This is a genomic window from Streptoverticillium olivoreticuli subsp. olivoreticuli (assembly GCF_003391135.1).
Taxonomy (GTDB): Bacteria; Actinomycetota; Actinomycetes; order Streptomycetales; family Streptomycetaceae; genus Streptomyces; species Streptomyces blastmyceticus.
Map to the genome: position 1 here is coordinate 2,569,382 of NZ_CP031455.1, position 22,218 is coordinate 2,591,599.

The following is a 22,218-nucleotide window of genomic DNA, read 5'->3' on the forward strand; positions in this document are numbered from 1 at the left end:
ACAGTGGACACTGCGCGCCTGAATCGTACCGAGCCCGGCCCCTTGGTCGCGAAACGGTTTGCCACCGCGTGCGGAAGGCTCCGGAACCGGGCCGGTCACTCGCCTTCGCAGGCCTCCTCGAAGAAGTCCGGATTCTCCTGCAACGTCTTGAGCAGGCGGTCCCGCTCGGCGTCGTCCACGGTCACCGGCATGACGCCGGCCGCGTCCGCCAGCCGCCGGAAGCCGCCCCGGCTCTCCAGCCGTCCGCTCACCCGGACCGGCAGCCCGAGCAGGTGCGCGTGGCCCGCGATGCGGTAGTCGTCCTCGCCGAGGGCGATCCGCACCTGGGTCACCTCCGCTCCGGTGAGGACCCGGAGCCGCACCACTCCCGCCCCGCCGGGCCGGTCTCGGCGCATCCGCACCACCGCGCCGGTGAGCCGTACGGGCACCGAGGGTTCGTTGCGGACGTAGCGGGCGCCCGCCTCGCGGAGTACGGGCAGGTCGCCGGGCGAGAACTCCACCGGTTCGGGGTGCGCGGCGAACCCCTCGGGCGGTCCGGCCGCCGGGGACCAGTGCAGGTCCATGCGGATGCCCTCGGAGCCGCGTACGAGCGTGATGATCGCCTCCGTCAGCTCCTGGCACACCCCCGCCTCGACGGCGGACTCGAATGCCTCCCGGCCCCCGGTGGCGCGCTGGTAGTCGGTGGCGTCCCGGGCCGCGTAGAGGGCGCGGAGCAGGGCGGTGGTGACCGGGCGGGCGTCCCCTTCCTCGGAGCCGACGGGCAGGAGGACGGTCAGCTCCCGGCCGCCGGGCGCGGGCCCGACCAGCAGCCGGTCCAGGGCGGCCTCCGCGCGGCGGCGGTGGCGGGCGCCGTGGTAGCCGGCCGGTTCGTGGGCGGCGAGGGCGGCGGCGAGCAGCATCGCCCGTGCCCCGGCCCGTAACCGCTCCTGTGCCGCCCAGACGGCGGCCGGGACGCCGGGGTCGGGCACCTCGCGCCGCCAGCGGATCTCGTCGCCCGGCACGCGCAGGGACAGGAGGATGTCGCGCGCGGAGGGGGCGGGGCTGCGCTCGAGGGCGGTGAGCGCCTCGGTGAGCAGGTCGGCGCTGTCGGGGTAACCGCGGCTCTCGGGGAGCAGCAGGCTGGTGCCGGTGCCGTCGGGCGGGGTCCAGCGGCTGTACGCGCCGGGGGTGCCGCCGCGCCGTCGCCAGCCGTGGCGGGCGAGGAGGGCGCCGAGGACGGCGGGGTCGGGAGGGGTGGGGGGTCGTGCGGAGCGGTGGCTCGGCCGGTGCATCAGGGTCTCCCTCCCGCCCCGACCCGCGTCATGATCTCGCAGAGCGCACGGTCGTCGAAGATGCGTGTGGTGGGGATGCGCACGGTGGTCCTGCTCCTGCCGGTCACCGGGTGTCCGGCGAGGTTGGTCCAGTAGCAGCAGTGGCGTAGTTCGAGGCCGTCGTGGCCGGCGCGGATCCAGTCGTCACGGGCGCGGGGCACGATCATCACGACGAGGATCTTGTGGACCGAGACGGGGGTGCGGGCGAGCTTGGCCAGGTGGTCGTTGTCGAGGGTGAAGGCGAAGGTCGGGGCGGACTGTGCGGGCGGGCGGGGGTCGAGCCGGTCGGTGGGGCGGGTGGTGCCCGGTGGTCTGGCCGGGCGGGGGTCGGGGCGGGCGGGCAGCCGGGGCCCCAGCTGATAGGTGCATTTGAGCTGGACCTTGATGGTGACTTCGTCGTCGACGGTGTGGCCGGGGGCGCTGTGGCTGACGTGCCAGTCGATGCCGTAGTCGGGGAAGGGCTGGGCCAGGGAGCAGCCGGCCGCCGCGGCGACCGCGTGCAGATAGCCGACCTGGAGCGTCTCCATGCAGGCGGTGGTGGCGAGTGCGCCGCGCGTGGGGTCGGGCGGTCCTGGCCGGTCGCGCCTTCCATTCGCGGGGGCCGGCCCGCCCCGTTCGGGCCGCGGGAACGCCATGTCCGAATCCCTCCGGGCGTCGTCGGACCCTTCGGTCCGTACATCTGTGTTGTCTCCTTTGCAACTCCACTGCAAACAAGGGCGGTTCGCGTGACGGATTCCCCGGGTATCACCTCGCGGGGAGGGCGAAAACACGCCATTCGGCAGACAAGCGCGAGGAGTTGGGCACATGTGCTGGTTCGAGGGACCACTCGCCGCTTTCGACACCGAGACCACGGGAGTCGATGTCGAGCACGACCGGATCGTCTCGGCCGCGGTGGTGGTGCAGCCGTCGGAGGGGGCGGAGCCGTCGGTCACCCGCTGGCTGGTGGATCCGGGGGTCCCGGTTCCGCCGGGGGCGACGGCCATACACGGCTTGACGGACGAGCACCTCCAGCGGAACGGGCGCTGGCCGGCGCCCGTGATGGAGGAGGTGGCGCGGTCGCTGGCCGAGCAGACGGCGCACGGCATACCCCTGGTGGTGATGAACGCGCCGTTCGATCTGACGCTGCTGGACCGGGAGTTGCGGCGGCACCGCGCCTCGGCGCTGGCGGCGTATCTCGGGTCGGCGGCGCTGTGCGTGCTGGATCCGTGGGTGCTGGACAAGCACCTGGACCGCTATCGCAAGGGCCGCCGCACGCTGACGGATCTTTGTGCGCAGTACGGGGTCGAGCTGACGGGTGCGCATGACGCGGCCGCGGACGCGCTGGCGTCGCTGGAGGTCGTGCGGGCGGTGGGCCGGCGTTTCGCGGCGCGGCTGGAGCGGCTGACGCCGGTGGAGCTGCACGCGCGGCAGGCGGTGTGGCACGCGGCGCAGGCGCGGGGGCTCCAGGCGTGGTTCGCCCGCAATGGTTCGCAGGAGGCGTGCGATCCGGCGTGGCCGCTGCGGCCGGCTCTGCCCGCGGCGGCGTGAGGGCGGCGGGGGGTGCGGCTCGCGGAAGACGTGCTACTGCCGGTCAACGCACAAGGCCGCCACGTCGGTTGACGTGACGGCCTTCTCGGGGTGGGCGATACTGGGTTCGAACCAGTGACCTCTTCGGTGTGAACGAAGCGCTCTCCCACTGAGCTAATCGCCCGAGTGGCTCTCGGGGTCTCCCCCGGGAACGCACTGAACAATACAGGCCGTGGCGGCCCTTCATCAAATTCGGTCGCCTCCGGCCTCCAGGCGGGCCCTGAGACCCCGCCGTCCGCCGCGCATCATCCAGGCGTGATTGGCGACGAAGAGCGGCCGCGCGGGGATCGCGAGGCGCCTCATCAGGGGTTTGCGCACCTCGACGTCCTGCTCGAAGCGGGCCTGGCTGCCGGTGCGCCCGTACGGCAGGACGGTCCAGCGCGCCCAGCCCTCCAGGTCGCCGGTCATGGCGAGCTCCAGGGTGCGGGCGACGGGGTCGCGGCGGCCGCCGTGGACGGCGAAGGCCAGCTCGTACGGGAGGAAGGAGCGGACCCGGAGGGTGCCCGCGTCGGTGCCGGTGCGCCTGACCTCCCGCACCTGGGGCCACCAGGAGGGGTAGTCCTCCGGGATCTCCAGGCAGGCGTAGAGGGTCTCGGGCGGGACGGCGAAGGCCCAAGCGGCGTGGAAGCGGTACCGGTTCGGGTCGACCAGTGCCGGCGGGAGGGGCATGGGCCCAGGACACAACAAAAAACCGAGGGTCCGCAAGGGGTGAAACCTTGCGGACCCTCGGTCCTGTGTGGGCGATACTGGGATCGAACCAGTGACCTCTTCGGTGTGAACGAAGCGCTCTCCCGCTGAGCTAATCGCCCGGGCGCACCGCAAACATTACCGCATGTCAGACGGTGTTCGGAACCGGCTCGGGGGGCGGCTCAGCGGTGGGCGTTCCACGGCATGGTCATGCCGTACTGCGACAGGTAGACGCCGACGAGCACGGCGACGATCAGCAGTCCGGTGACGGTGAGCGCGATGTTGCGGCGGCGGACCGCGGGGTCGAGGGCGCGCCGTGCCGCTTCGGTGACCTTGCGCCTGGTCCAGCGGAGCACGAGCTGCGCCCAGACGAACTCGGTCGCCCAGATCGCCATGCCCGCGAAGATCACCAGCCAGCCGGGGCCGGGCAGGGGCAGCATGATGACGCCGGCCACGACCACGGCGAGGCCGACCACGAAGACCCCGGCCTGCCAGCTGATGTGCAGGGCGCGGGAGCGCTTGACGAAGTGCGGGGCCCGGGAGCCGAGGGCCGGTGGCTCCGCCGTGGTCCGCTCCCCGTGCGCGGGCGCCTCGGTCCGGCCGCCGGCCGCCGTCGCGCGGGGCCGCCGCTCGTCACTCTCCGCATTCATACGCCCCAACGTACCGGACCGAACCGGAACTCACCGGAATGGCGGTATTCGCCGGGGAACGGCTCCGCCGTACGAGGTATCCGAACAGTCTCAAAACGGTCAGAGGGGTTTACAACGGCACCGTAGGTGGCATGTCGATTTCGCCGACGTGCGAATCCCCGAGCGCACACTGAGCGAAAGGCCCTGGCGCTTATGAACACCACGGTCAGCTGCGAGCTGCACCTGCGCCTCGTCGTGTCGAGCGAATCCTCACTGCCTGTACCCGCAGGCCTGCGGTACGACACGGCCGATCCGTATGCAGTGCACGCCACCTTCCACACCGGAGCCGAGGAGACGGTCGAGTGGGTCTTCGCCAGAGATCTGCTCGCCGAGGGGCTGCACCGGCCCACCGGCACCGGAGACGTCCGTGTCTGGCCGTCCCGCAGCCACGGTCAGGGCGTCGTCTGCATCGCCCTGAGCTCGCCCGAGGGCGAGGCCCTGCTGGAGGCCCCGGCCCGGGCCCTGGAGTCGTTCCTGAAGCGGACCGACGCCGCGGTGCCGCCGGGCACCGAGCACCGTCACTTCGACCTGGATACGGAGCTCTCGCACATCCTGGCCGAGAGCTGAGCCCGGGCCGGGGCTGACACCGGCGCGCCCGCCCACTCGGGGGGTCGGGTGCGCACCACCTCGCACAGTGCGGGCCGTACGGCGCCGTCACCGCGGATCCACCGCGGGCGACGGCGCCGTCGCGTTGTGGAGCCGCTAGAGTCGGTGCTCCCGATCGAACAAATGCCGCCCCAACCCCCGTCGGCCAGGGAGCGAACGAACCGTGCTGATCAACCACGACACCCGGTGCGCGCTCGACGCCGTGGTCGACCTCGTGAACACCTCGACCGCGGGGCCCGGGGGCGGGCCGCCGGACGGTCTCGCCGATCCGGCCGCGCTGCGGCAGTTCGTCGAGCGCCACGACATCAGCGGTGTCGGCGCTCTCGGGGAGCGGGATCTCGTGGCCGTACGGGCGGTGCGGGACCGGTTCGCGCGGGCCTTCGCGGCCGGGGAGACGGCGGCGCTCGCGGAGCTGCTGAACGCCATGGTGGCCGAGGCCGGGACGACGCCCCGGCTGACGGATCACGACGGCTACGACTGGCATGTGCACTACTTCGCGCCGGGGGCGTCCCTCGCCGAGCACCTCGCCGCGGACGGCGGGATGGCGCTGGCCTTCCTCGTGGTGGCGGGCGAGCGGGAGCGGCTGCGGCGCTGCGAGGCGCCGGACTGCGGGCGCGCCTTCGTGGACCTCTCCCGCAACCGCTCGCGCCGCTACTGCGACGGGCGCACGTGCGGGAACCGGCTCCACGTCGCCGCGTACCGGGCCCGGCGCAAGGAGGCCACGGGCTGAGGGAGCGCCCCTTCGGCAAGGGCGGCCGGCAGCCGGGAAAACGCGCCGGAATACGGATGCCGGAAATCGCGTGGAGAAATTCGGGAAAGGCGCGGGGGCGGCCCGGGATTCGGTCGCCCGGAGCATCCGTGACTGACGGGGCGACAAGCGGGCGGCCGTCGGGGCGGGTTCGCTAAATTCCGTGCTTTTTCAGAATGGCCTCGATATCCGAGAAGTCCTCGGCTCCGCCGGCCTTCTTACCCTTGGCCTGAGGTCGGGTCGCGGTGCGTGCCGGATCCAGTGACGGAGCGGAGGCGCCGGGGGCCAGTGCCTCGCGGCTCGCGGCGGCGGCCGCGACCTTGCGCTCCTTGCGGCCGGCCTTGCCGCCCTCGGCTCCGCGCCGCTCCACCGCTCTGGTGATCATGAAGAGGACGGCCGAGAGCGCCAGCACGCCGAAGCCCAGCCAGACCCCGGGGTCGAAGACCAGGCCGGTGACCCATCGGAGGATCCCCGTCATGGCCAGGCCGACCGGGACGAGGGCGTACGCGGCTATTCGGGCCGCGGCGAGGAAGCGCTTGCGGTAGGCCGTCAGCACCGCGATGCCCAGGCCGGCCGCGGACACCGCCGTGGCACAGATCGTCGAGGCGAGCATCCTGCTCCTCCTGCTTCTCGTGCTGCGCGGGGGCTCCCCGGGCGGGGTGCCTCCTTCCATCCTGCACCGCGCCGCGCCGCACTGGCCACGATCGGCCGGGGGCCCGGGGAGATCTGGGGGTCATCTCGGGGGCGCGCTCCTCCCCAGGGCTGACGCGCCCCCGGGGCGCCGGGGCTGGGAGACTGACCCCATGAGCGACACCAACACCGGCACCACCGCGCGTGCCACCCTCGACGTCTGGTGCGAGTTGCAGTGCCCGGACTGCCGGACGGCCCTCACCGACCTGCGCGCCCTGCGCGATCACTACGGCGACCGGCTGGACATCCGGCTGCGGCACTTCCCGCTGGAGAAGCACAAGCATTCCTACGCCGCCGCGCAGGCCGCCGAGGAGGCCGCCGAGCAGGGCAAGGCGTGGCCGTACGTCGAGGCGGTGCTGGCCCGTGTGGAGGAGCTGGCCGCCCGGGGCGAGGAGCTGCTCGTCGAGGTGGCCGGTGAGCTGGGGCTGGACGCCGACGAGGTGGACACGGCGCTGATCGACGGCCGCCATCTGCTGATCGTCGACGCGGACCAGGCGGAGGGGAAGGCGATCGGGGTCAAGGGCACTCCGACGTATGTGATCGGCGGGGAGCTGCTGGACGGTTCCAAGGACCAGACCGGTCTGCGGTCCCGCGTCGAGGCGATCGCGGACCGGCTGCTGGCGGGCTGAGATCCCGTTCCCCTCCCCCGGGCCGCCGCGACCGGCTACAGCAGTGGTTTGTAGAGGTGGTACTCCGTCGGCCGGTAGCCCAGGGACTCGTACAGGCGCAGGGCGGGTGTGTTGCCCGCGAAGACGTTGAGCCCGATCTGCGTGGCACCGGCGGCCAGCGACTCCGCCTCGGCGAGCAGCATCAGGGAGCGGCCGTGGCCGTGGCCGCGGTGCTCCTCGGCGACCTCGACGTCGTAGACGTAGGCGCCGGGCTCGTCGGGGCCGCGGTCGCGCAGGGCCACCCAGAGGGTGCCCACGGCGGTGCCGTGGTGAGTGAGGACCTTCAGCAGCGCGTGGGTGGTGGCCAGGCCGTCGGGGAGCGCGCTGCGGTGGTCGGCCGCGGCCTTGGCGTGCGCCTCGTCGGCGGGCACGCCCCGGTCGATCCAGCTCCTGGCGTAGTCGGCCCGCGCGTGCTCGTCCCAGGCGGTGTACTCGTCCTCGGTCATGGGCCGCCCCTCGGTGCCCTCGGGCAGCCGGGGGGCGGTGGTGAGCGGTTTGGCCATGTTGCGGTTGCGTTCGACGTAGCCGAGCGCGCCCGCGAGTCCCAGGGCGACCTCCGCCTGCGCGTCCACGGAGAGCTCGACGCGGCCGCATCCCCAGCCGCGCAGCACCTCCTCGGCGGCGAGCGCGGCGACGGTGCCGCGGCCCCGGTGGCGGTCCCGCTCGTCGATCCCCAGCCGGACGATCCGGCCGACCTCGGGGCCGAACCGGTCGTCGGTGGCCAGGTCGATCCGGCCGACAGGTCTGCTGTTGACGCAGACCTCGTACGAGCGGGACCGGCCGCCGGCGGCGGTGCGCTGTTCGGGTGCGGTGGGGCGCAGGGTGGTGGTCACGGAAGTTTTCTACCTGCCGCGCGCCCGTACGTCACGGGCTTTACGGATCGATGTCCGCGGCCGACCGCTCCTCGAAGATCCGCGCGGCCTTGGCGGTCACGGGGCCCGGGGCGGCGGGCAGTTGGCGTCCGTCGACGGCGCGCACGGCCTGGACGTCGCGCAGGGTGGAGGTCAGGAAGATCTCTTCGGCGCGGTCCAGGACGTCTGCGGGCAGGGTGGTCTCGTGGGCGCCGGTCCACTCGACGACGAGGGCGCGGGTGATCCCGGCGAGGCAGCCGGAGGCGAGGGGCGGGGTGTGGAGTTCCCCGTCGAGGACGACGAAGACGTTGGATCCGGTGCCCTCGCAGAGCTCGTCGGCGGTGTTGGCGAAGAGGGCCTCGGTCGCGCCGTGTTCCCGGGCGCGGGCGAGGGCGACGACGTTCTCGGCGTACGAGGTGGACTTGAGCCCGGCGAGCGCGCCGCGTTCGTTGCGGGTCCAGGGGACGGTGACGGCGGTGGTGGTGTCGGGCCGCCGGGTGGTCGGGCCGAGGGCGACGACGAGGGTGGGGGCGGTGGCCTCGCGGTCGGAGCCTAGGGGGGCGAGGCCGCCGGTGTAGGTGATCCGGAGCCTGCCGAGCGGCATGGGGTTGGCGTCGAGGACCGCCGCGCAGGCCCGGCGGACCTCGTCGAGGTCGGGTTCGGGCAGGCCGAGGCCGCGGGCGGAGGCGGCCAGCCTGGTGAGGTGGCGGGTCAGGGCGAAGGGGCGGCCGTGGACGGCCTTGAGCGTCTCGAAGACGCCGTCGCCGACCGTCAGCCCGTGGTCGAAGACCGAGACACGGGCGCCGTCCTCGTCGTGCAGGGAGCCGTTGAGCCAGATCGTCACCGTTTCGTCCCTCCGAGCGGCTGGTGTGTGCCCGACGCTATCGCGAGCAGCCGGGACGCCTTGAGTTCCGTCTCGGCCCACTCCCGCTCGGGGTCCGACCCCCAGGTGATCCCGGCGCCGGTGCCGAAGCGCAGGGTGGGGCGGGTGGTGCGGTCGATCCAGAAGGTGCGGATGCCCACGGCGAGTTCGCCGGTGCCGCGGTCGGCGTCGACCCAGCCGACGCCGCCGCAGTAGGGGCCGCGGGGCGCGGTCTCCAGGGACCGGATGACGTCCATGGCGCTGGCCTTGGGGGCGCCGGTGACCGAGCCGGGCGGGAAGGTACCCGCGAAGAGCTCCGCCCATCCGGCGCCGTCGGCGAGGGTGCCGCGGACGGTGGAGACGAGGTGGACGAGGCCGGGGTGGGGTTCGACCGCGCAGAGTGCGGGGACGGTCACGGAGCCGGTGGCGCAGACACGCCCGAGGTCGTTGCGGACGAGGTCCACGATCATGACGTTCTCGGCGTGGTCCTTCTCCAGGAGGTCCGCCGCGGTGCGGCCGGTGCCCTTGATCGGCCCGGATTCGACGGTGCGGCCGGTGCGGCGCAGATAGAGCTCCGGGGAGGCGGTCGCGACCTCCACGCCGTGGGCGGGCAGGCGGACGGTGCCCGCGTAGGGGGCGGGGTTGCCGTGGGCGAGGAGCGCGGTCAGGGCGTCGATGTCTGCGGGGGCGCCGTCGGCGGTGTCCGGCAGGGCCGCGCTCAGGACGCGGCAGAGGTTGGCCTGGTAGACCTCGCCGGCCGCGATGTGCTCGCGTATGCGGCGCACGCCCGCGACGTAGGCGGCCCGGTCCAGGGAGGACGTCCAGTCCTCGCGCGCGGGGCCGCGCCAGCGGCCGGGGGCCGCCGTGGGGGCGGGAGCGGGCCGTACGTCCCCGAAGCGGGCGCACAGCAGGCCTCCCTCGAAGTCCGCGACCACCGCCCACCAGCCCGTGGAGTCCAGGGCTGCCGGATCGCGGGTGACATCGCGGAGATCGGTGGCGAGGAGGCCGCCGAAGCGGGCCATCGGGAGGGACATCGGAGGGGAGCGGTGCACGTCAACGAGTCTATGGCGGGGCCGCGCCGGGCGGCCGGGACGGACAATCAGCGCAGCACGCTGGGGAAACGGAATTTGAGCTGGCGCTGGAATCCGCTAGAGTTCAACACGTCGCCGGGACGCGGAAGCGAACCGGACAGACACTGCGGACGTAGCTCAGTTGGTAGAGCACCACCTTGCCAAGGTGGATGTCGCGAGTTCGAGTCTCGTCGTCCGCTCGCAGTCTGGGGGATCTTCCCGAACCCCCGCACTCCTGGTGGAGTGGCCGAGAGGCGAGGCAACGGCCTGCAAAGCCGTCTACACGGGTTCAAATCCCGTCTCCACCTCCAAGGACGATTAGCTCAGCGGGAGAGCGCTTCCCTGACACGGAAGAGGTCACTGGTTCAATCCCAGTATCGTCCACCAAGGTCCGCACGGACCTTCCCGCGCGATTAGCTCAGCGGGAGAGCGCTTCCCTGACACGGAAGAGGTCACTGGTTCAATCCCAGTATCGCGCACGCAGCAACATCCCGGACGATTAGCTCAGCGGGAGAGCGCTTCCCTGACACGGAAGAGGTCACTGGTTCAATCCCAGTATCGTCCACCGAGATCCGCACGGATCTCCCCGCGCGATTAGCTCAGCGGGAGAGCGCTTCCCTGACACGGAAGAGGTCACTGGTTCAATCCCAGTATCGCGCACATGGATCGGCCGGAGGCCGGGGCTTCGAGCTCCGGCCTCCGGCCGTTTTCCGTGCTGGTATTCAGCCGTGCCGGGACGCGCGACGGGCCGGGCACCTCCCCAGGTGCCCGGCCCGTCGTGCCGTCCGCCGTACCCCCGTCCCCACGGGGTTGATCAGCCGGTCCTGTCCCCGGCCCGGGCCGCTCTCCCGGGCCCGGGGCGCCTCAGCGCCCCAGCATTCCGGCCACGGACGACGCTTGGACGACGACGGCGTCCCAGCCGCCGAAGAGCACGGCGAGGAAACCCGCGAGGGGCAGCACCATGGCCGCCGCGACGAGGGGGTGGCGGGTGCCGGACGGGCGGGGGCCGAAGGCGTCGACGGCCCGCTGGGCGTGTGCCCGGATGACCGAACGTCCCGCGGATTGCGCCATGGTCCTCTCCCGCCGTGCGATCCCGTCCCGCCGTTCACGCTTGCCGTGATCGACGAGCGGCGGGCGCTGACCTCGGGGGACGAGTGCGTCACCCGCCGCTCTTCCTCAAACACTAGGCGCGGGGTCCCGCGGGGGCGTCATGCCCTCGTACCGATTGCCGGGCCTCCCCGAGGATGACCGCGCGCCGGGCGGCTACTCCTCTGGTTGGAGACGGACGGGCCGGGTCCCCGGGTCTTCCCTGAGGGGGTGCCCGGGGCCCGTACGCCTGCCGGGGGCGTGACTTCGCTCACTTCGGGCGGGCCGCGCCGCCGGGTGATCTTCATCTTTTCCACTCCCCCGCCCGTGCCCGCTCCGCACGCCCCGGCCGGGTCCGCCATGCCCGCCGCGGCGTCGCCCCGCAGGCCGGCGGGCCGCCCAATCCCCCTTCTCCGGCTGCGGCTTGGGTGATCATGGCCGGCCCGGCCGTACGCAACCCGCTCCCCGGGCCCGGGCGTCGGGGATCCCACGGGGCTCCGGCAAACCGGTCGCCGACGCATGCGCGGCCTATCAGCGCGGCCGCCCGGCAATCCGTAAGCTGGGCACGTCAGACGGACCGGGCAGCGGGGATGAAGATGGCGATGATGCGGCTCCGGCGCGAGGACCCGCGTGTCGTCGGCTCGTTCCGGCTTCACCGCCGGCTGGGCGCAGGCGGCATGGGCGTGGTGTACCTCGGCTCCGACCGGCGCGGACAGCGGGTGGCGCTCAAGGTGATCAGGCCGGACCTGGCCGAGGACCAGGAGTTCCGGTCGCGGTTCGCGCGTGAGGTGCAGGCGGCCCGGCGGATCCGCGGCGGGTGCACGGCGCGGCTGGTGGCCGCCGATCTGGACGCGGACCGCCCGTGGTTCGCCACGCAGTACGTACCGGGGCCCTCCCTGCACGACAAGGTGAACGAGGAGGGGCCGCTGTCGGCGGCTCAGACCGCGTCCATCGGGGCGGCGTTGGCCGAAGGTCTGCTGGCCGTGCACGACGCGGGGGTGGTGCACCGCGACCTGAAGCCGTCGAACATCCTGCTGTCGCCCAAGGGCCCCCGCATCATCGACTTCGGCATCGCCTGGGCGACCGGGGCGAGCACGCTGACGCACGTCGGCACGGCGGTCGGCTCGCCGGGCTTCCTGGCGCCCGAGCAGGTGCGCGGTGCCGCCGTGACGCCCGCGACGGACGTCTTCGCGCTGGGCGCGACCCTCGCGTACGCCTCCACGGCGGACTCCCCGTTCGGCCAGGGCAGTTCGGAGGTCATGCTCTACCGCGTCGTGCACGAGGAGCCGCAGCTCATGGCCGTGCCGGACGCGTTGGCGCCGCTGGTGCACGCGTGTCTGGCCAAGGATCCCGAGGAGCGGCCGAGCACGCTCCAGCTGTCGTTGCGGCTGAAGGAGATCGCGGCGCGCGAGGCGCACGGGCTGCCGGACGGCAGACACCCGGCGGCGCGCCGGGAGCCCGAGCGGCCGGCGGGCCGGCGGGCCGCGGAGTACGCGGAGCAGCGCACCGAGCGGCGTGCGGTCCAGGCGCACACCCCGCGCCCGCAGCCGCCGCGCCAGTCGGGCCCGGCCCGGCCCGCGGTGCCGCGTCCGGCGCGGCCCGGCGGGGCGCACGGCGGGGCTCGTCCCGGTGTGCGGACGGGCTCCGGCGCCCGGCGGCCGGGGCCGGACCGGCGGCTGCTGCGGCAGCGCCTGACGGTCTTCGTCGTGGTGACGCTGCTGGTCGCGCTGGGCATCGCGGTGGCGCAGGGCTGTCAGGGCCCGGCGCACAGCATGGGCGGGCTCCCCCGGGTGCCCGTGGCGTCGCAGGGCCCGGCGGCGGCCGGTGACACGCCGTCGGCCCCGGACGGTTCCTGACGTCACGTCGGGGGCCGCGGGGCGTCAGCTCTCCGGGCGGCCCGTCGTCACGGCGTAGAACGCCACGGCCGCGGCCGCTCCGACGTTGAGGGAGTCGATGCCGTGGGCCATGGGGATACGGACCCACTCGTCGGCGGCGCGCAGGGCGCGGGCGGACAGTCCGTCGCCTTCCGCGCCGAGCATGAGCGCCACCCGGTCGAGCCGGTGCGGGGCGGCGGTGTCCATGGAGACGGCCTTCTCGGCCGGGGTCAGGGCCAGGACCCGGAACCCGGCGGCCCGGACGGTGTCCAGGTCCTGGGGCCAGGTCTCCAGGCGGGCGTAGGGCACGGAGAAGACGGCGCCCATGGACACCTTCACGGAGCGCCGGTAGAGCGGGTCGGCGCAGTCCGGGGAGAGCAGGACGGCGTCCATGCCGAGGGCGGCCGCACTTCTGAAGATCGCACCGATGTTGGTGTGGTCCACCAGGCTTTCGAGGATGGCGACACGCCGGGCGTCCCGCAGCAGTTCACCGGCGTCCGGGAGCGGTTTGCGCGCCATGGAGGCGAGGGCGCCGCGGTGGACGTGGTAGCCGGTGACCCGCTCGGCGAGCTCGGGGGTGACGGTGTAGACGGGGGCGTCGCTCCCGTCGATGACGTCGCGCATGACGTCGACCCACTTGGCCGTGAGCAGCATGGACCGCATCGCGTACCCGGCCTGCCCGGCCCGCCTGATGACCTTCTCGCCCTCGGCGATGAAGAGTCCTTCGGCGGGCTCGCGCCTGCGCCGCAGCTCGACGTCGGTGAGGCCGGTGTAGTCGTGCAGCCTGGGGTCGTCGGGGTCGTCGATGGTGATGAGCTCGGCCATGCTGTGTCCTGGTCCTCGTTGGTGCGGGTCAGCCGCGGGGCTGCGGGCCGACCGTCACGACGTCGCCGATCACGATGACGGCCGGGGGGCGTATGCCCTCCGCCCTGACCCGCTCCCCCGCGGTGGCGAGGGTCGCGTCGATGCGGCGCTGGGCGGCGGTCGTCCCTTCCTGGACCACCGCGACGGGGGTGTCGGCGGGGCGGCCGTGGTGGATGAGGGTGGCGGCGATCGCGCCGATGTTCTCCACCGACATCAGCAGCACGAGCGTGCCGCGCAGCTTGGCGAGGGCGGCCCAGTCGACGAGGGAGCGCGCGTCGTCGGGGGCGACGTGCCCGCTGACGACGGTGAACTCGTGGGCCACGCCCCGGTGGGTGACCGGGATCCCCGCGGCGGCGGGCACGCTGATGGTGCTGGAGATGCCGGGTACGACGGTGCAGGGGATGCCCTGCTCGGCCAGCGCCTGGACCTCTTCCATGCCGCGGCCGAAGACGAAGGGGTCGCCGCCCTTCAGCCGGACCACGGTCTTCCCGGCGCGGGCGTGCTCGACGAGGGCGTTGTTGATGGCCTCCTGGGCCATGAACCGGCCGTACGGGATCTTCGCCGCGTCGATCACCTCGACGTGCGGCGGGAGTTCGTCGAGGAGGTCGCGGGGGCCGAGGCGGTCGGCGATGACCACGTCCGCCTCCGCGAGCAGCCTGCGGCCGCGCACGGTGATCAGGTCGGGGTCGCCGGGCCCGCCGCCGACGAGGGCGACGCTGCCGGGGCCGGTGCCGCGGTAGCGCGGGGCGGCGAGGGAGCCGTCGCGCAGGCCCTCCACGACGGCGTCGCGCACGGCGGCGGAGCGGCGCGGGTCCTGGCCGGTGAGCACGGCGACGGTGACGCCCTCGCTGCGGCCGGTGGCCGGGGTCCAGGCGGTGGCCGCGGCGGCGTCGTCGCTGCGCACGGCCCACACCCGGCGGGCCTCCGCCTCGGCGGAGGCCGCCTCGTTGGCGGCCGGGTCGTCGGTGGAGATCAGCGCGTACCAGGCGCCGTCCAGGTCGCCGTCCAGGTAACGGCGGCGCTCCCAGCGGAATTCGCCCGCTTCCGCCATGGCCTCGACGGAGGGGGTGGCGGACGGGGAGATCAGAGTGACGTCCGCGCCGGCGGCGAGCAGCGCGGGCAGTCGGCGCTGGGCGACCTGGCCGCCACCGAGGACAACGACGCGCCGGCCGGAGAGGCGCAGTCCGACGGGGTATGCGCTTTCGCTGCGCGCGGGCTCGGCCATGGCTCCTCCGGAGTGGCTGGTCAGGGTGCTGGTGACACTCTATGGGCTCCCGCACAGGGGCCCGTCCCCTGTCCGGGTTCCGGGGGTTGCGCCCCGTCAGGGGCGCGGGGAACTGCGCGACCGGCCACGGACGACCCGCGGACGCGATCCGGGCTCACGCCCCACCCCGGTGGGCTCGACCGGCGGGGTGGGGCGGAGTCCCGGAAGGGTCAGCCCTTCTCGGTGACACCCGCGGCATCGAACGTCGCCACCTCGTGCATCGCCCGCGCGGCGCTCTGCACGACCGGCAGGGCCAGCAGCGCGCCCGTGCCCTCGCCGAGGCGGAGGTCGAGGTCGACCAGCGGGCGCAGGCCCAGCTTGGTCAGGGCCGCGACGTGGCCCGGCTCCGCGCTGCGGTGACCGGCGATGCACGCGGCCAGCGCCTCGGGGGCGATCGCCCGCGCCACCAGCGCGGCCGCCCCGGCGCTCACGCCGTCCAGGATCACGGGCGTGCGCAGCGACGCGCCGCCCAGGATCAGGCCGACGAGCGCGGCGTGCTCCAGGCCGCCGACCGCGGCGAGGACGCCGATCGGGTCCTTCGGGTCCGGCTGGTGGAGTTCGAGCGCGCGCCGGACGACGTCGACCTTGCGGGCGTGCATCTCGTCGTTGATGCCCGTGCCGCGGCCGGTGATCTCGGCGGGGTCCGCCTCGGTGTAGACGGCGATGAGGGCGGCCGACACGGTGGTGTTGGCGATGCCCATCTCGCCGGTCAGCAGCGCCTTGTTGCCCGCCGCGACGAGGTCGCGGGCCGTCTCGATGCCCACCTCGATCGCGCGCAGCGCCTCTTCGCGGGACATCGCGGCGCCGGTCGTGAAGTCGCTCGTGCCGGGCCGGATCTTGCGCGGGAGGAGACCGGGGGTGCTGGGCAGGTCGCCCGCGACGCCGACGTCCACGACGCAGACCTCGGCGCCGACCTGGTTGGCGAAGGCGTTGCACACGGCGCCGCCGCCCAGGAAGTTGGCGACCATCTGCGAGGTGACCTCCTGCGGCCACGCCGTGACGCCCTGGGCGTGCACGCCGTGGTCGCCCGCGAAGATCGCCACGGCGGCGGGCTCCGGGATCGGCGGCGGGCACTTGCGGGACAGTCCGCACAGCTGCGCGGAGATGATCTCCAGCATGCCGAGCGCGCCGGACGGCTTGGTCATCCGCTTCTGGCGCTCCCACGCCTCGCCGAGCGCCTTGGCGTCCAGCGGCCGGATGCCGCGCAGGGTCTCCGAGAGGAGGTCGTGCGGGTCCTCGCCGGGCAGCGCGCGCCGCCCGTACGTCTCCTCGTGCACGACCCACGACAGGGGGCGCCGCTTGGCCCAGCCCGCCTGCATCAGCTCGGGCTCGTCGGGGAACTCGTCGACGTACCCGACGCAGAGGTAGGCGACGACCTCCAGGTGCTCGGGCAGCCCGAGTTCGCGCACCATCTCCCGCTCGTCGAAGAAGCTGACCCAGCCGACGCCGAGCCCTTCGGCGCGCGCGGCGAGCCAGAGATTCTCGACGGCGAGCGCGGAGGAGTACGGGGCCATCTGCGGCTGGGTGTGCCGGCCGAGGGTGTGGCGGCCGCCGCGGGTGGGGTCGGCGGTGACGACGATGTTGACGGGCGTGTCGAGGATCGCCTCGATCTTCAGTTCCTTGAACTGCTTGGCCCGCGCCTTGGGGAGGGACTTGGCGTACGCGTCGCGCTGACGCGCCGCCAGCTCGTGCATCGCCTGCCGGGTCTCGGCGGAGCGGATGACGACGAAGTCCCAGGGCTGGGAGTGCCCGACGCTCGGCGCGGTGTGCGCGGCCTCCAGGACGCGCAGCAGCACCTCGTGCGGGATGGGGTCGGTGCGGAAGCCCTTGCGGATGTCGCGCCGTTCCCGCATCACGCGGTGGACGGCGGCGCGCTCCGCGTCGCCGTAGCCGACGGCCGCGGGGCCGGCCGGCTCCTCGTACACCACCTCCGGTGCCTCCTCGGGCGTGGGAGCGGACTGCACGGGCCCGGGGGCCGGGTCCGGCTCCGCGGTGGCCTCGGCGGCGACGGCGGTGCGCGGCGCGGGGACGGCCACGGGCTCGGCGGCGGGGACCGGCTCCTGCTGCGGGGCGGGGATGTGCGCGGCGGCGGGTGCCGCCTGCTCCTCCTGCTGCGCGGGTACGGGCTCCACGGCGTCGGGCGCGGTCGCCTCGGCCGGTACGGGCCGCGGCTCGGCGTGCACGACCGCGGTGTCCTGTGCGGGGGCGGCGGTCTGCCGAACCATCGTGTCCTGCGGCCGGGGTACGAGGTGCACGTCCTCGGAGACCTGCTCCTGCGGTGCGGCCTCCTGCTCGACGACCGGTGCCTGCGGCGCGACGGCCTCGACGGCTGCGACGGGCGCGGGGGCCTGCGGCTGCCGGGCGGCCTCGGGGGCCGGTGCGGCCTGCGGCTCGGGGGCAACAGCCGTGACGGGAGCGGCCGGTACGGGCTCGGCGGCCTCGGCGACCGGGGCCGGGACCTGCTCGGGAGCGGCGGCGGCCGGGGCCGCCGGCGCCTCCTCGGAAAGCGGCACGGCGACGGGAACCGGCTGTCCGGAACCGGCGTCTACAGATGCGGGCGCCTCCACCACGGCCGGCGCGGGCTGCGGCGCCTCGGCGGCCACCGGTGCCGGGACCTGCTCTGCGGCCGCTTCGGTGACGCCGCCGGTTCCGGCGGCTTCGTCCTCGACGGCATTGTTCATGGCGACAGCGGGAGCCTCGGTGACAGCAGTGCCCTCGACGGCGACCGGAGCCTGCTGCGCGCTGTCGACGGCCGGTGCCACGGCCACGGGGACCTGCTCACCGGAACCGGCGTCCGCGTACACCGGGGCGGCCCCGGCGGGCGCGGCCTCCTGCGGTACGGGCGCGGGCCGGTCGCTCTCCTGGACCTGGACGGGCTCCACGGCCGGACCCGTCGGCTCGGGCAGGGGCTCGGGCGCGACGTGCGCGTCGGCGGGCGCGGCCCGGGGTGCCTCGGAGGATACGGGCGCGGCCTCCGCGACAGCGGTGACGGCGACCTGGGGTGCGGCCTGGTGCACGGGCGCCACCGGCTCGGCCACGACGGGCTCGGCCGCGACCGGCGGAGCCATGACGGCTGACGTCACGTCAACAGGCACCTCGGCAGGTGCGGCGGCGGGCTCGCTCCGTGCCACGGCCGGTGCCACCGGCTGCTGTGTGACGACCGGGTGTTCGGCCGGGATCTGCTCGGCGGCGACGGCCTCCGTGCCCGGCGCGGTCTGTCCGGAACCGTCGGCGACTATCCCGTGGCCCGTGTCGGCCGGGTGTGCGGCGGTGCCCTGCGCGGGCACGAAGGCGACGGCGGGAGCCGCGGGCGCTTCCGCGACCGGCGCGGGAGCCGGCTCCGCCACGGGTTCGGCGACGGGTGCCGGGGCGGGCTCCGCGGCCACGTGCTGCGGCTGCGCGTCCCAGGTGCCCGGCTGCTGCTGCGGCACCTCGCCGAGCCGCGGGGCCTGCTGGACGTCCGCGTCCTCGTGCGGGACGTCGAGGTATTCGGGGCCCTGGCCCGGCGTCACGGGCGGCGCGGGCTGGCGCCCGGGCGCGGGCGCCTGGTGCGGGGCCGCCGGGCCGCGGTCGGCGAGGGAGCGCACGACCCCGCCCGTGGGATCCGGCACGGGCGGGCCCATGTGCAGGGGGCGCCGCGGGGCGGCGGGCGCGGCAGGGGCGGCGGACGCGGGCGGCGTCCGGACGTCGCCGTAGTCGACGGAGCCGGTGTCGCGGCCGCCGGTCTCGTGCGTGCCGCCCTGGACGGCGGGCTGTTCCATCCAGGCGCCCTGGGCGCCCGGCATCAGCAGGAGGTCGTCCTCCTCGGCGCCGTCCGCCTCACCACCGTGGTCCAGGAAGGTGTAGGCGGCCGGGGCGCCGGGATCGGCAGGGGCCACGGCATCCGCGGGGAACGAGGGGCCGGGAAGCTCGCCTGCGTTCTCCGGCTGTCCCTCGCCCGGGAACTGGCCGGTGTCGGTCATGCGTACCCCTCGCCCATCGGTAGTGCTCCTTCCAACCGCTCACGCCCATAGTCAAGAACGAGCGTCCATGCCTCGCGGCACGTTGCATGTCGCCCGCCCCTACCTTGCCGTGCTCCCGCCAAAAGGAGGGAACGTTCGGGACATTGACGACTGTGGTGTCGGACACCGAGGGGCGGTACAACGATCCGCAACCCTACCCTCCGCCCGGCGCGCCGGGCTCACAGGTGGGTGTGGCGACCACTCAGGAGGAAGGCCACGGCGCGCTCGCGCTCGGTCCACGCGCCGGTGTCGAGCTCCACCGCCTGGAGCAGCGCGCACTCCACGGCGTAGCCGCCCTCGGCGAGCGCCCGGCCGATGGCCTCGGCCTCGTCGCGGGTCGCGGCGTGGGCGACGATCCGCTCGGGCCGGCGCGCGGCGCACGCGGCGACGACGGGCGCTCCCCCGCCGCCGACGCGGACGACGTCGGGTTCGGGGAGGTCCTCCAGGACCTGGGGGGCGGTGCCGTGGACGACCTGGAGCTGTACGCCGTAGCGGCGGGCGGCGGCGGTGGTGCGGGCGCAGGCGTCGGCGTCGCGGTCGACGGCGATGACGGCGGCGCCGAACCGGGCGGCCTCGACGGAGGCCGCTCCGCTCGCGGACCCGATGTCCCAGACGAGGTCGCCCACGCGGGGCCCCAGCCGGGCCAGTTGGGCGGCGCGCAGTTCGGCGGACTCGCCTTCGCCGAGACCGGCGCCGTAGGCGTCGGAGGGCAGGGCCCAGCCGCGGACGGCCGGGGGGTAGCCGGGGTCGCGGCCCGCGATCCAGCCGCCGGCGGTGCGCTGCCGGGTGGCTCCCCAGCCCTGGGCCGCGGGCTGGGCGGCACCGGGGCCCGAGCCGCCGATGACGATGACGACGTTGGGGTCGCGCCAGGTGTGGTCGGGGACCTTGTCGGAGGTGAGGACGGTGACCTGTTCGCGGTCGGTGCCCAGTTCCTCGCAGATGACGAAGGTGCGGTGCACGGGCCCGAGGAGGAGGGCGAGTTCGGCGGGGCCCGCGCCGGGCGAGGTGAGGACGGCGACCTTGGTGTGGGCGCGGCAGACGTTGACGGCGCGCCGCAGGTCGCGGCTGTGGGCGACGACGACCTGGGCGTCGTCCCAGGGCATGCCCACGCGGGCGAAGGCGGTGGCGACGGCGGAGACGGCGGGGACGACCTCGACCTCCAGGCCGTGCTGGGGGGCGCGCAGGGCGCGCACGACGCCGAAGAAGCCGGGGTCGCCGTCGGCGAGGACCACGGCGGAGCCGCGGTGTCCGGCGATGCGGCGGGCGGCGAGGTCGACGCTGCCGAGCCTGACGCGTTCGGCGGTGGGCGGGACCTCGGGCAGTGCGAGGTGGTATCCCGCGCCCGCCACCAGGGTGGCGGCGGCCAGGGCCGAGCGGGCCGTGTCCGTCAGCGGTGAGCCGTCCCACCCGATCACCGTGACCCGGTCGGCCATCGTCGTCAGTCTCCTGGGGCTCGTTGTCGCGGGTCGGTAGCCCACACAGGCGTGGGCAGGGTGAGGTTACCCCGGTCGGTCCGGGCCGGAGGGCGCGCGGACGGTCCGGAAGTGGGCGCGTGCGGTCGTACGGGCGGGTGCGCCCGCGGGCGTGCGCCGGTTCAGCGCCAGTCGCGGAAGGCTCCCGCGTAGCCGGGGCCGCTCGCGTGCTGTTCGCGCACCTCGTCGAGGTCCTCGGGGAGCAGGCTCCAGACGATGAGGTCGCTGCGGATCTCCGTCCAGCTGCCGTCGGCCGTGCGGCCGCGGCCTATCCAGGCGTTGCGCAGGACTCCCTCGCTGATGCAGCCGATCTTCTGGGCGACCTGCTGGGAGGCGGTGTTGTCGGCCGCGGTGCGCAGTTCGAGGCGCTCGAACCGCTGGTCGCGGAAGAGCCATTCGGCGACGGCGAGCACGGATTCGCAGGCGTAGCCCTCGCCGCGGGCCCAGGGGGCGACGACATAGCCGATCTCGGCGGAGAGGGTGCGCCAGTCGGTGTGGTGCAGGTGCACGCAGCCCACGAGGCGCTGGGTGAGGAACTCGGTGACCGCAAAGACGATTCCGCGCCCCTGGGTGCGCTCGGCGGGCGCCTGGCGCAGCGCCCAGTCGCGGGCGTCGGCGGTGGTGTAGGGGTGGGGCGCGGAGGTCCAGGCGGTGACGAGCTCGTCGTTCATCATCTCGGCGAGCGCGGGCACGTCCTGGGCGTCGAACGGGCGCAGCACCAGCCGGTCCGTACTGATGGAGATGTCCGGAAAGGTGGATGTCATGTGCTGCTCCAACGCCGGGGAGGGTGGGCTCGGGACGGTCTCGGTCCGGGCTTCGGGTGCACCAGCATGCAGCATGGGTGCGCGGGTGCGCCAAGCGCGACCCCGTACGGCCGCAGGCCCGTGCACGTCGAGGGTGCGCGGGCCTGCGGCCGTACGGGCGGCGGTGGGTGTCCGGTCGCGGGGCCGGGATCAGCCCTTCACGGGCCCGAAGGCGGGCAGGACGGCGCCGTTGCTGAACTTCTGCTCGATGAACTTCTTGACCTCGTCGGAGTTGAGGAGCTTGGCGAGCTTGGCGATGCGCGGGTCGGCCTCGTTGCCCTTCTTCACGGCGAGGAAGTTGGCGTAGGGGTTGCCGTCGGCCTTCTCCAGGGCGATGGAGTCCTTGGCCGGGTTGAGCTTGGCGCCGATGGCGAAGTTGCCGTTGATGACGGCGGCGTCGACGTCGGCCAGGCGCGAGGGGATCTGGTCGGCGGCGAGCTCGGTGAACTTGATGCCCTTCTTGTCCTCGACGTCCGAGAGCTTGGCCTCGGCGCCCACGCCGTCCTTCAGCTTGATGACGCCGTTGTCGGCCAGCAGCTTGAGGGCGCGGCCCTCGTTGGTGGCGTCGTTGGGCACGGCGACGGTGGAGCCGTCGGAGAGGTCGGAGACCTTCTTGACCTTCTTGGAGTAGAGGCCGAGCGGCTCGAGCTCGACGTTGACGACGGGCACGATGTCCGTCTTGTTCTTCTTGTTGAAGTCGTCGAGGTAGGGCTTGTGCTGGAAGAAGTTGGCGTCGACCTCACCGTTCTGGGTGGCGGTGTTGGGGAGGACGTAGTCGCTGAACTCCCGCACCTTGAGGTTGAGCCCGGCCTTCTTCGCGAGGTTGTCGCGCACGAAGTTCAGGATGTCGGCGTGCGGCGTGGGGCTGGCGGCGACGACGAGGGTGGCCTCGGGGTCGGCGTCCTTGCCCTTCTTCTCCGAGCTGCTCGAGGTGTCGGAGGGGGCGCTGCACGCGCTCAGGCCGAGGGTGAAGGCGGCTGCGGCGACGGCAGTGGTGATCTTGATGGTGGTACGCACGAAGAGTGCCTCTTTCTTGATCTCACGAGGTGTTGCCGCCCGGCAAAGGGTCCGGGCTCGTGGAGTTCTGATGGGCCGGGGCCCGTTGCG

General features: G+C 74.0%; 20 protein-coding genes and 8 tRNA genes. 11 read left to right on the forward strand and 17 right to left on the reverse strand.

The annotated features are described in order from the left end of the window. Positions 1-95: 95 nt before the first annotated feature. Both DXZ73_RS10650 and DXZ73_RS10655 read right to left on the reverse strand, forming a co-directional pair. Entirely contained in the window at positions 96-1,271 is a 1,176-nt protein-coding gene (locus DXZ73_RS10650) for a hypothetical protein (protein WP_116210766.1), read from the reverse strand. After that, positions 1,271-1,945: a DUF4365 domain-containing protein gene (locus tag DXZ73_RS10655; RefSeq protein WP_116210767.1), complete on the reverse strand. Its 675-nt coding sequence runs from the start codon at positions 1,943-1,945 to the stop codon at positions 1,271-1,273. Before DXZ73_RS10655 ends, DXZ73_RS10650 begins: the two co-directional genes overlap by 1 nt. Before the next feature lie 169 nt (positions 1,946-2,114). Between DXZ73_RS10655 and DXZ73_RS10660 the strand changes: the two genes are divergently transcribed. Further along, a complete protein-coding gene (locus DXZ73_RS10660; protein WP_116210768.1) occupies positions 2,115-2,837 on the forward strand; it encodes a 3'-5' exonuclease in 723 nt (240 codons plus the stop codon). A 91-nt stretch (positions 2,838-2,928) separates the two neighbouring features. On the opposite strand, the gene DXZ73_RS10665 is transcribed toward DXZ73_RS10660, so the two are convergent. From DXZ73_RS10665 to DXZ73_RS10680, 4 genes are all read right to left on the reverse strand, one after another. Next, positions 2,929-3,000: transfer RNA gene (locus DXZ73_RS10665), tRNA-Val, on the reverse strand. 62 nt (positions 3,001-3,062) lie between these two features. Then, positions 3,063-3,545, reverse strand: a complete 483-nt coding sequence (locus tag DXZ73_RS10670; protein ID WP_116210769.1) for an SRPBCC family protein — start codon at positions 3,543-3,545, stop codon at positions 3,063-3,065. A gap of 68 nt (positions 3,546-3,613) precedes the next feature. Then, positions 3,614-3,685 (reverse strand) — tRNA-Val (locus DXZ73_RS10675). Between the two features lie 60 nt (positions 3,686-3,745). After that, entirely contained in the window at positions 3,746-4,213 is a 468-nt protein-coding gene (locus tag DXZ73_RS10680) for a TIGR02611 family protein (protein ID WP_116210770.1), read from the reverse strand. Between the two features lie 192 nt (positions 4,214-4,405). Here DXZ73_RS10680 and DXZ73_RS10685 point away from each other — a divergent pair, with 192 nt between their 5' ends. Together DXZ73_RS10685 and DXZ73_RS10690 are read left to right on the forward strand one after the other, a co-directional pair. Beyond that, a complete protein-coding gene (locus DXZ73_RS10685) occupies positions 4,406-4,819 on the forward strand; it encodes an SsgA family sporulation/cell division regulator (RefSeq protein WP_003959770.1) in 414 nt (137 codons plus the stop codon). A 202-nt stretch (positions 4,820-5,021) separates the two neighbouring features. Further along, positions 5,022-5,588, forward strand: coding sequence for a CGNR zinc finger domain-containing protein (locus tag DXZ73_RS10690; protein ID WP_116210771.1), 567 nt, complete (start codon positions 5,022-5,024; stop codon positions 5,586-5,588). 172 nt (positions 5,589-5,760) lie between these two features. Here DXZ73_RS10690 and DXZ73_RS10695 read toward each other — a convergent pair whose 3' ends face one another. Then, on the reverse strand, positions 5,761-6,219 hold the full coding sequence (locus tag DXZ73_RS10695; protein ID WP_116210772.1) for a hypothetical protein: 459 nt from the start codon (positions 6,217-6,219) through the stop codon (positions 5,761-5,763). Between the two features lie 190 nt (positions 6,220-6,409). Between DXZ73_RS10695 and DXZ73_RS10700 the strand changes: the two genes are divergently transcribed. Beyond that, entirely contained in the window at positions 6,410-6,925 is a 516-nt protein-coding gene (locus DXZ73_RS10700; protein WP_116210773.1) for a DsbA family protein, read from the forward strand. Positions 6,926-6,960: 35 nt separating this feature from the next. On the opposite strand, the gene DXZ73_RS10705 is transcribed toward DXZ73_RS10700, so the two are convergent. Genes DXZ73_RS10705 through DXZ73_RS10715 form a run of 3 tightly spaced genes read right to left on the reverse strand, consistent with a single transcriptional unit; the run spans position 6,961 to position 9,711 of the window. Then, on the reverse strand, positions 6,961-7,797 hold the full coding sequence (locus DXZ73_RS10705) for a GNAT family N-acetyltransferase (protein WP_116210774.1): 837 nt from the start codon (positions 7,795-7,797) through the stop codon (positions 6,961-6,963). Positions 7,798-7,837: 40 nt separating this feature from the next. Then, the gene (locus DXZ73_RS10710) at positions 7,838-8,659 is read right to left on the reverse strand and encodes an aminotransferase class IV (protein ID WP_116210775.1); all 822 of its coding nucleotides are present in this window, start codon (positions 8,657-8,659) and stop codon (positions 7,838-7,840) included. Continuing rightward, a complete protein-coding gene (locus DXZ73_RS10715; protein ID WP_116210776.1) occupies positions 8,656-9,711 on the reverse strand; it encodes a chorismate-binding protein in 1,056 nt (351 codons plus the stop codon). Before DXZ73_RS10715 ends, DXZ73_RS10710 begins: the two co-directional genes overlap by 4 nt. Before the next feature lie 163 nt (positions 9,712-9,874). On the opposite strand from DXZ73_RS10715, the gene DXZ73_RS10720 reads away from it, so the two are divergent. From DXZ73_RS10720 to DXZ73_RS10745, 6 genes are all read left to right on the forward strand, one after another. After that, a tRNA-Gly gene (locus tag DXZ73_RS10720) sits at positions 9,875-9,947 on the forward strand. 37 nt (positions 9,948-9,984) lie between these two features. Beyond that, positions 9,985-10,058 (forward strand) — tRNA-Cys (locus DXZ73_RS10725). Between the two features lies 1 nt (position 10,059). Then, positions 10,060-10,134, forward strand: a tRNA-Val gene (locus tag DXZ73_RS10730). Between the two features lie 20 nt (positions 10,135-10,154). Beyond that, positions 10,155-10,226, forward strand: a tRNA-Val gene (locus tag DXZ73_RS10735). 14 nt (positions 10,227-10,240) lie between these two features. Then, a tRNA-Val gene (locus tag DXZ73_RS10740) sits at positions 10,241-10,312 on the forward strand. Positions 10,313-10,335: 23 nt separating this feature from the next. Beyond that, positions 10,336-10,407 (forward strand) — tRNA-Val (locus DXZ73_RS10745). A 204-nt stretch (positions 10,408-10,611) separates the two neighbouring features. On the opposite strand, the gene DXZ73_RS10750 is transcribed toward DXZ73_RS10745, so the two are convergent. Next, positions 10,612-10,818, reverse strand: coding sequence for a hypothetical protein (locus tag DXZ73_RS10750; RefSeq protein WP_116210777.1), 207 nt, complete (start codon positions 10,816-10,818; stop codon positions 10,612-10,614). Between the two features lie 611 nt (positions 10,819-11,429). Between DXZ73_RS10750 and DXZ73_RS10755 the strand changes: the two genes are divergently transcribed. Then, positions 11,430-12,689: a serine/threonine-protein kinase gene (locus tag DXZ73_RS10755; protein WP_116215537.1), complete on the forward strand. Its 1,260-nt coding sequence runs from the start codon at positions 11,430-11,432 to the stop codon at positions 12,687-12,689. 24 nt (positions 12,690-12,713) lie between these two features. Here the strand turns inward: DXZ73_RS10755 and DXZ73_RS10760 are convergent, their stop codons facing one another. The 6 genes from DXZ73_RS10760 to DXZ73_RS10785 all read right to left on the reverse strand — a co-directional run bounded on the left by DXZ73_RS10760 (position 12,714) and on the right by DXZ73_RS10785 (position 22,128). Next, a complete protein-coding gene (locus DXZ73_RS10760; protein ID WP_116210778.1) occupies positions 12,714-13,532 on the reverse strand; it encodes a TrmH family RNA methyltransferase in 819 nt (272 codons plus the stop codon). A 28-nt stretch (positions 13,533-13,560) separates the two neighbouring features. Then, complete coding sequence (gene cobA, locus DXZ73_RS10765) at positions 13,561-14,796, reverse strand: uroporphyrinogen-III C-methyltransferase (protein WP_116210779.1); 1,236 nt, start codon at positions 14,794-14,796, stop codon at positions 13,561-13,563. Positions 14,797-15,005: 209 nt separating this feature from the next. Next, positions 15,006-18,797 carry a nicotinate-nucleotide--dimethylbenzimidazole phosphoribosyltransferase gene (gene cobT / locus DXZ73_RS10770; protein ID WP_116210780.1) on the reverse strand — a complete coding sequence of 1,264 codons (3,792 nt, stop codon included), beginning with the start codon at positions 18,795-18,797 and terminating at the stop codon, positions 15,006-15,008. Positions 18,798-19,015: 218 nt separating this feature from the next. Continuing rightward, positions 19,016-20,269, reverse strand: coding sequence for a precorrin-6y C5,15-methyltransferase (decarboxylating) subunit CbiE (gene cbiE / locus DXZ73_RS10775; protein ID WP_116210781.1), 1,254 nt, complete (start codon positions 20,267-20,269; stop codon positions 19,016-19,018). A 161-nt stretch (positions 20,270-20,430) separates the two neighbouring features. Further along, positions 20,431-21,072, reverse strand: a complete 642-nt coding sequence (locus DXZ73_RS10780) for a GNAT family N-acetyltransferase (RefSeq protein ID WP_116210782.1) — start codon at positions 21,070-21,072, stop codon at positions 20,431-20,433. Between the two features lie 189 nt (positions 21,073-21,261). Beyond that, positions 21,262-22,128: a MetQ/NlpA family ABC transporter substrate-binding protein gene (locus DXZ73_RS10785; RefSeq protein ID WP_116210783.1), complete on the reverse strand. Its 867-nt coding sequence runs from the start codon at positions 22,126-22,128 to the stop codon at positions 21,262-21,264. Positions 22,129-22,218 lie beyond the last annotated feature (90 nt).

Excerpts from the sequence above, each read along its gene's own strand:
- DXZ73_RS10650 (WP_116210766.1), bottom strand. The coding sequence starts at position 1,271 with ATGCACCGGCCGAGCCACCGCTCCGCACGACCCCCCACCCCTCCCGAC.
- DXZ73_RS10655 (WP_116210767.1), bottom strand. The coding sequence starts at position 1,945 with ATGGCGTTCCCGCGGCCCGAACGGGGCGGGCCGGCCCCCGCGAATGGA.
- DXZ73_RS10660 (WP_116210768.1), top strand. The coding sequence starts at position 2,115 with ATGTGCTGGTTCGAGGGACCACTCGCCGCTTTCGACACCGAGACCACG.
- DXZ73_RS10670 (WP_116210769.1), bottom strand. The coding sequence starts at position 3,545 with ATGCCCCTCCCGCCGGCACTGGTCGACCCGAACCGGTACCGCTTCCAC.
- DXZ73_RS10680 (WP_116210770.1), bottom strand. The coding sequence starts at position 4,213 with ATGAATGCGGAGAGTGACGAGCGGCGGCCCCGCGCGACGGCGGCCGGC.
- DXZ73_RS10685 (WP_003959770.1), top strand. The coding sequence starts at position 4,406 with ATGAACACCACGGTCAGCTGCGAGCTGCACCTGCGCCTCGTCGTGTCG.
- DXZ73_RS10695 (WP_116210772.1), bottom strand. The coding sequence starts at position 6,219 with ATGCTCGCCTCGACGATCTGTGCCACGGCGGTGTCCGCGGCCGGCCTG.
- DXZ73_RS10700 (WP_116210773.1), top strand. The coding sequence starts at position 6,410 with ATGAGCGACACCAACACCGGCACCACCGCGCGTGCCACCCTCGACGTC.
- DXZ73_RS10715 (WP_116210776.1), bottom strand. The coding sequence starts at position 9,711 with ATGTCCCTCCCGATGGCCCGCTTCGGCGGCCTCCTCGCCACCGATCTC.
- DXZ73_RS10750 (WP_116210777.1), bottom strand. The coding sequence starts at position 10,818 with ATGGCGCAATCCGCGGGACGTTCGGTCATCCGGGCACACGCCCAGCGG.
- DXZ73_RS10755 (WP_116215537.1), top strand. The coding sequence starts at position 11,430 with ATGGCGATGATGCGGCTCCGGCGCGAGGACCCGCGTGTCGTCGGCTCG.
- DXZ73_RS10760 (WP_116210778.1), bottom strand. The coding sequence starts at position 13,532 with ATGGCCGAGCTCATCACCATCGACGACCCCGACGACCCCAGGCTGCAC.
- cobA (WP_116210779.1), bottom strand. The coding sequence starts at position 14,796 with ATGGCCGAGCCCGCGCGCAGCGAAAGCGCATACCCCGTCGGACTGCGC.
- cobT (WP_116210780.1), bottom strand. The coding sequence starts at position 18,797 with ATGACCGACACCGGCCAGTTCCCGGGCGAGGGACAGCCGGAGAACGCA.
- cbiE (WP_116210781.1), bottom strand. The coding sequence starts at position 20,269 with ATGGCCGACCGGGTCACGGTGATCGGGTGGGACGGCTCACCGCTGACG.
- DXZ73_RS10780 (WP_116210782.1), bottom strand. The coding sequence starts at position 21,072 with ATGACATCCACCTTTCCGGACATCTCCATCAGTACGGACCGGCTGGTG.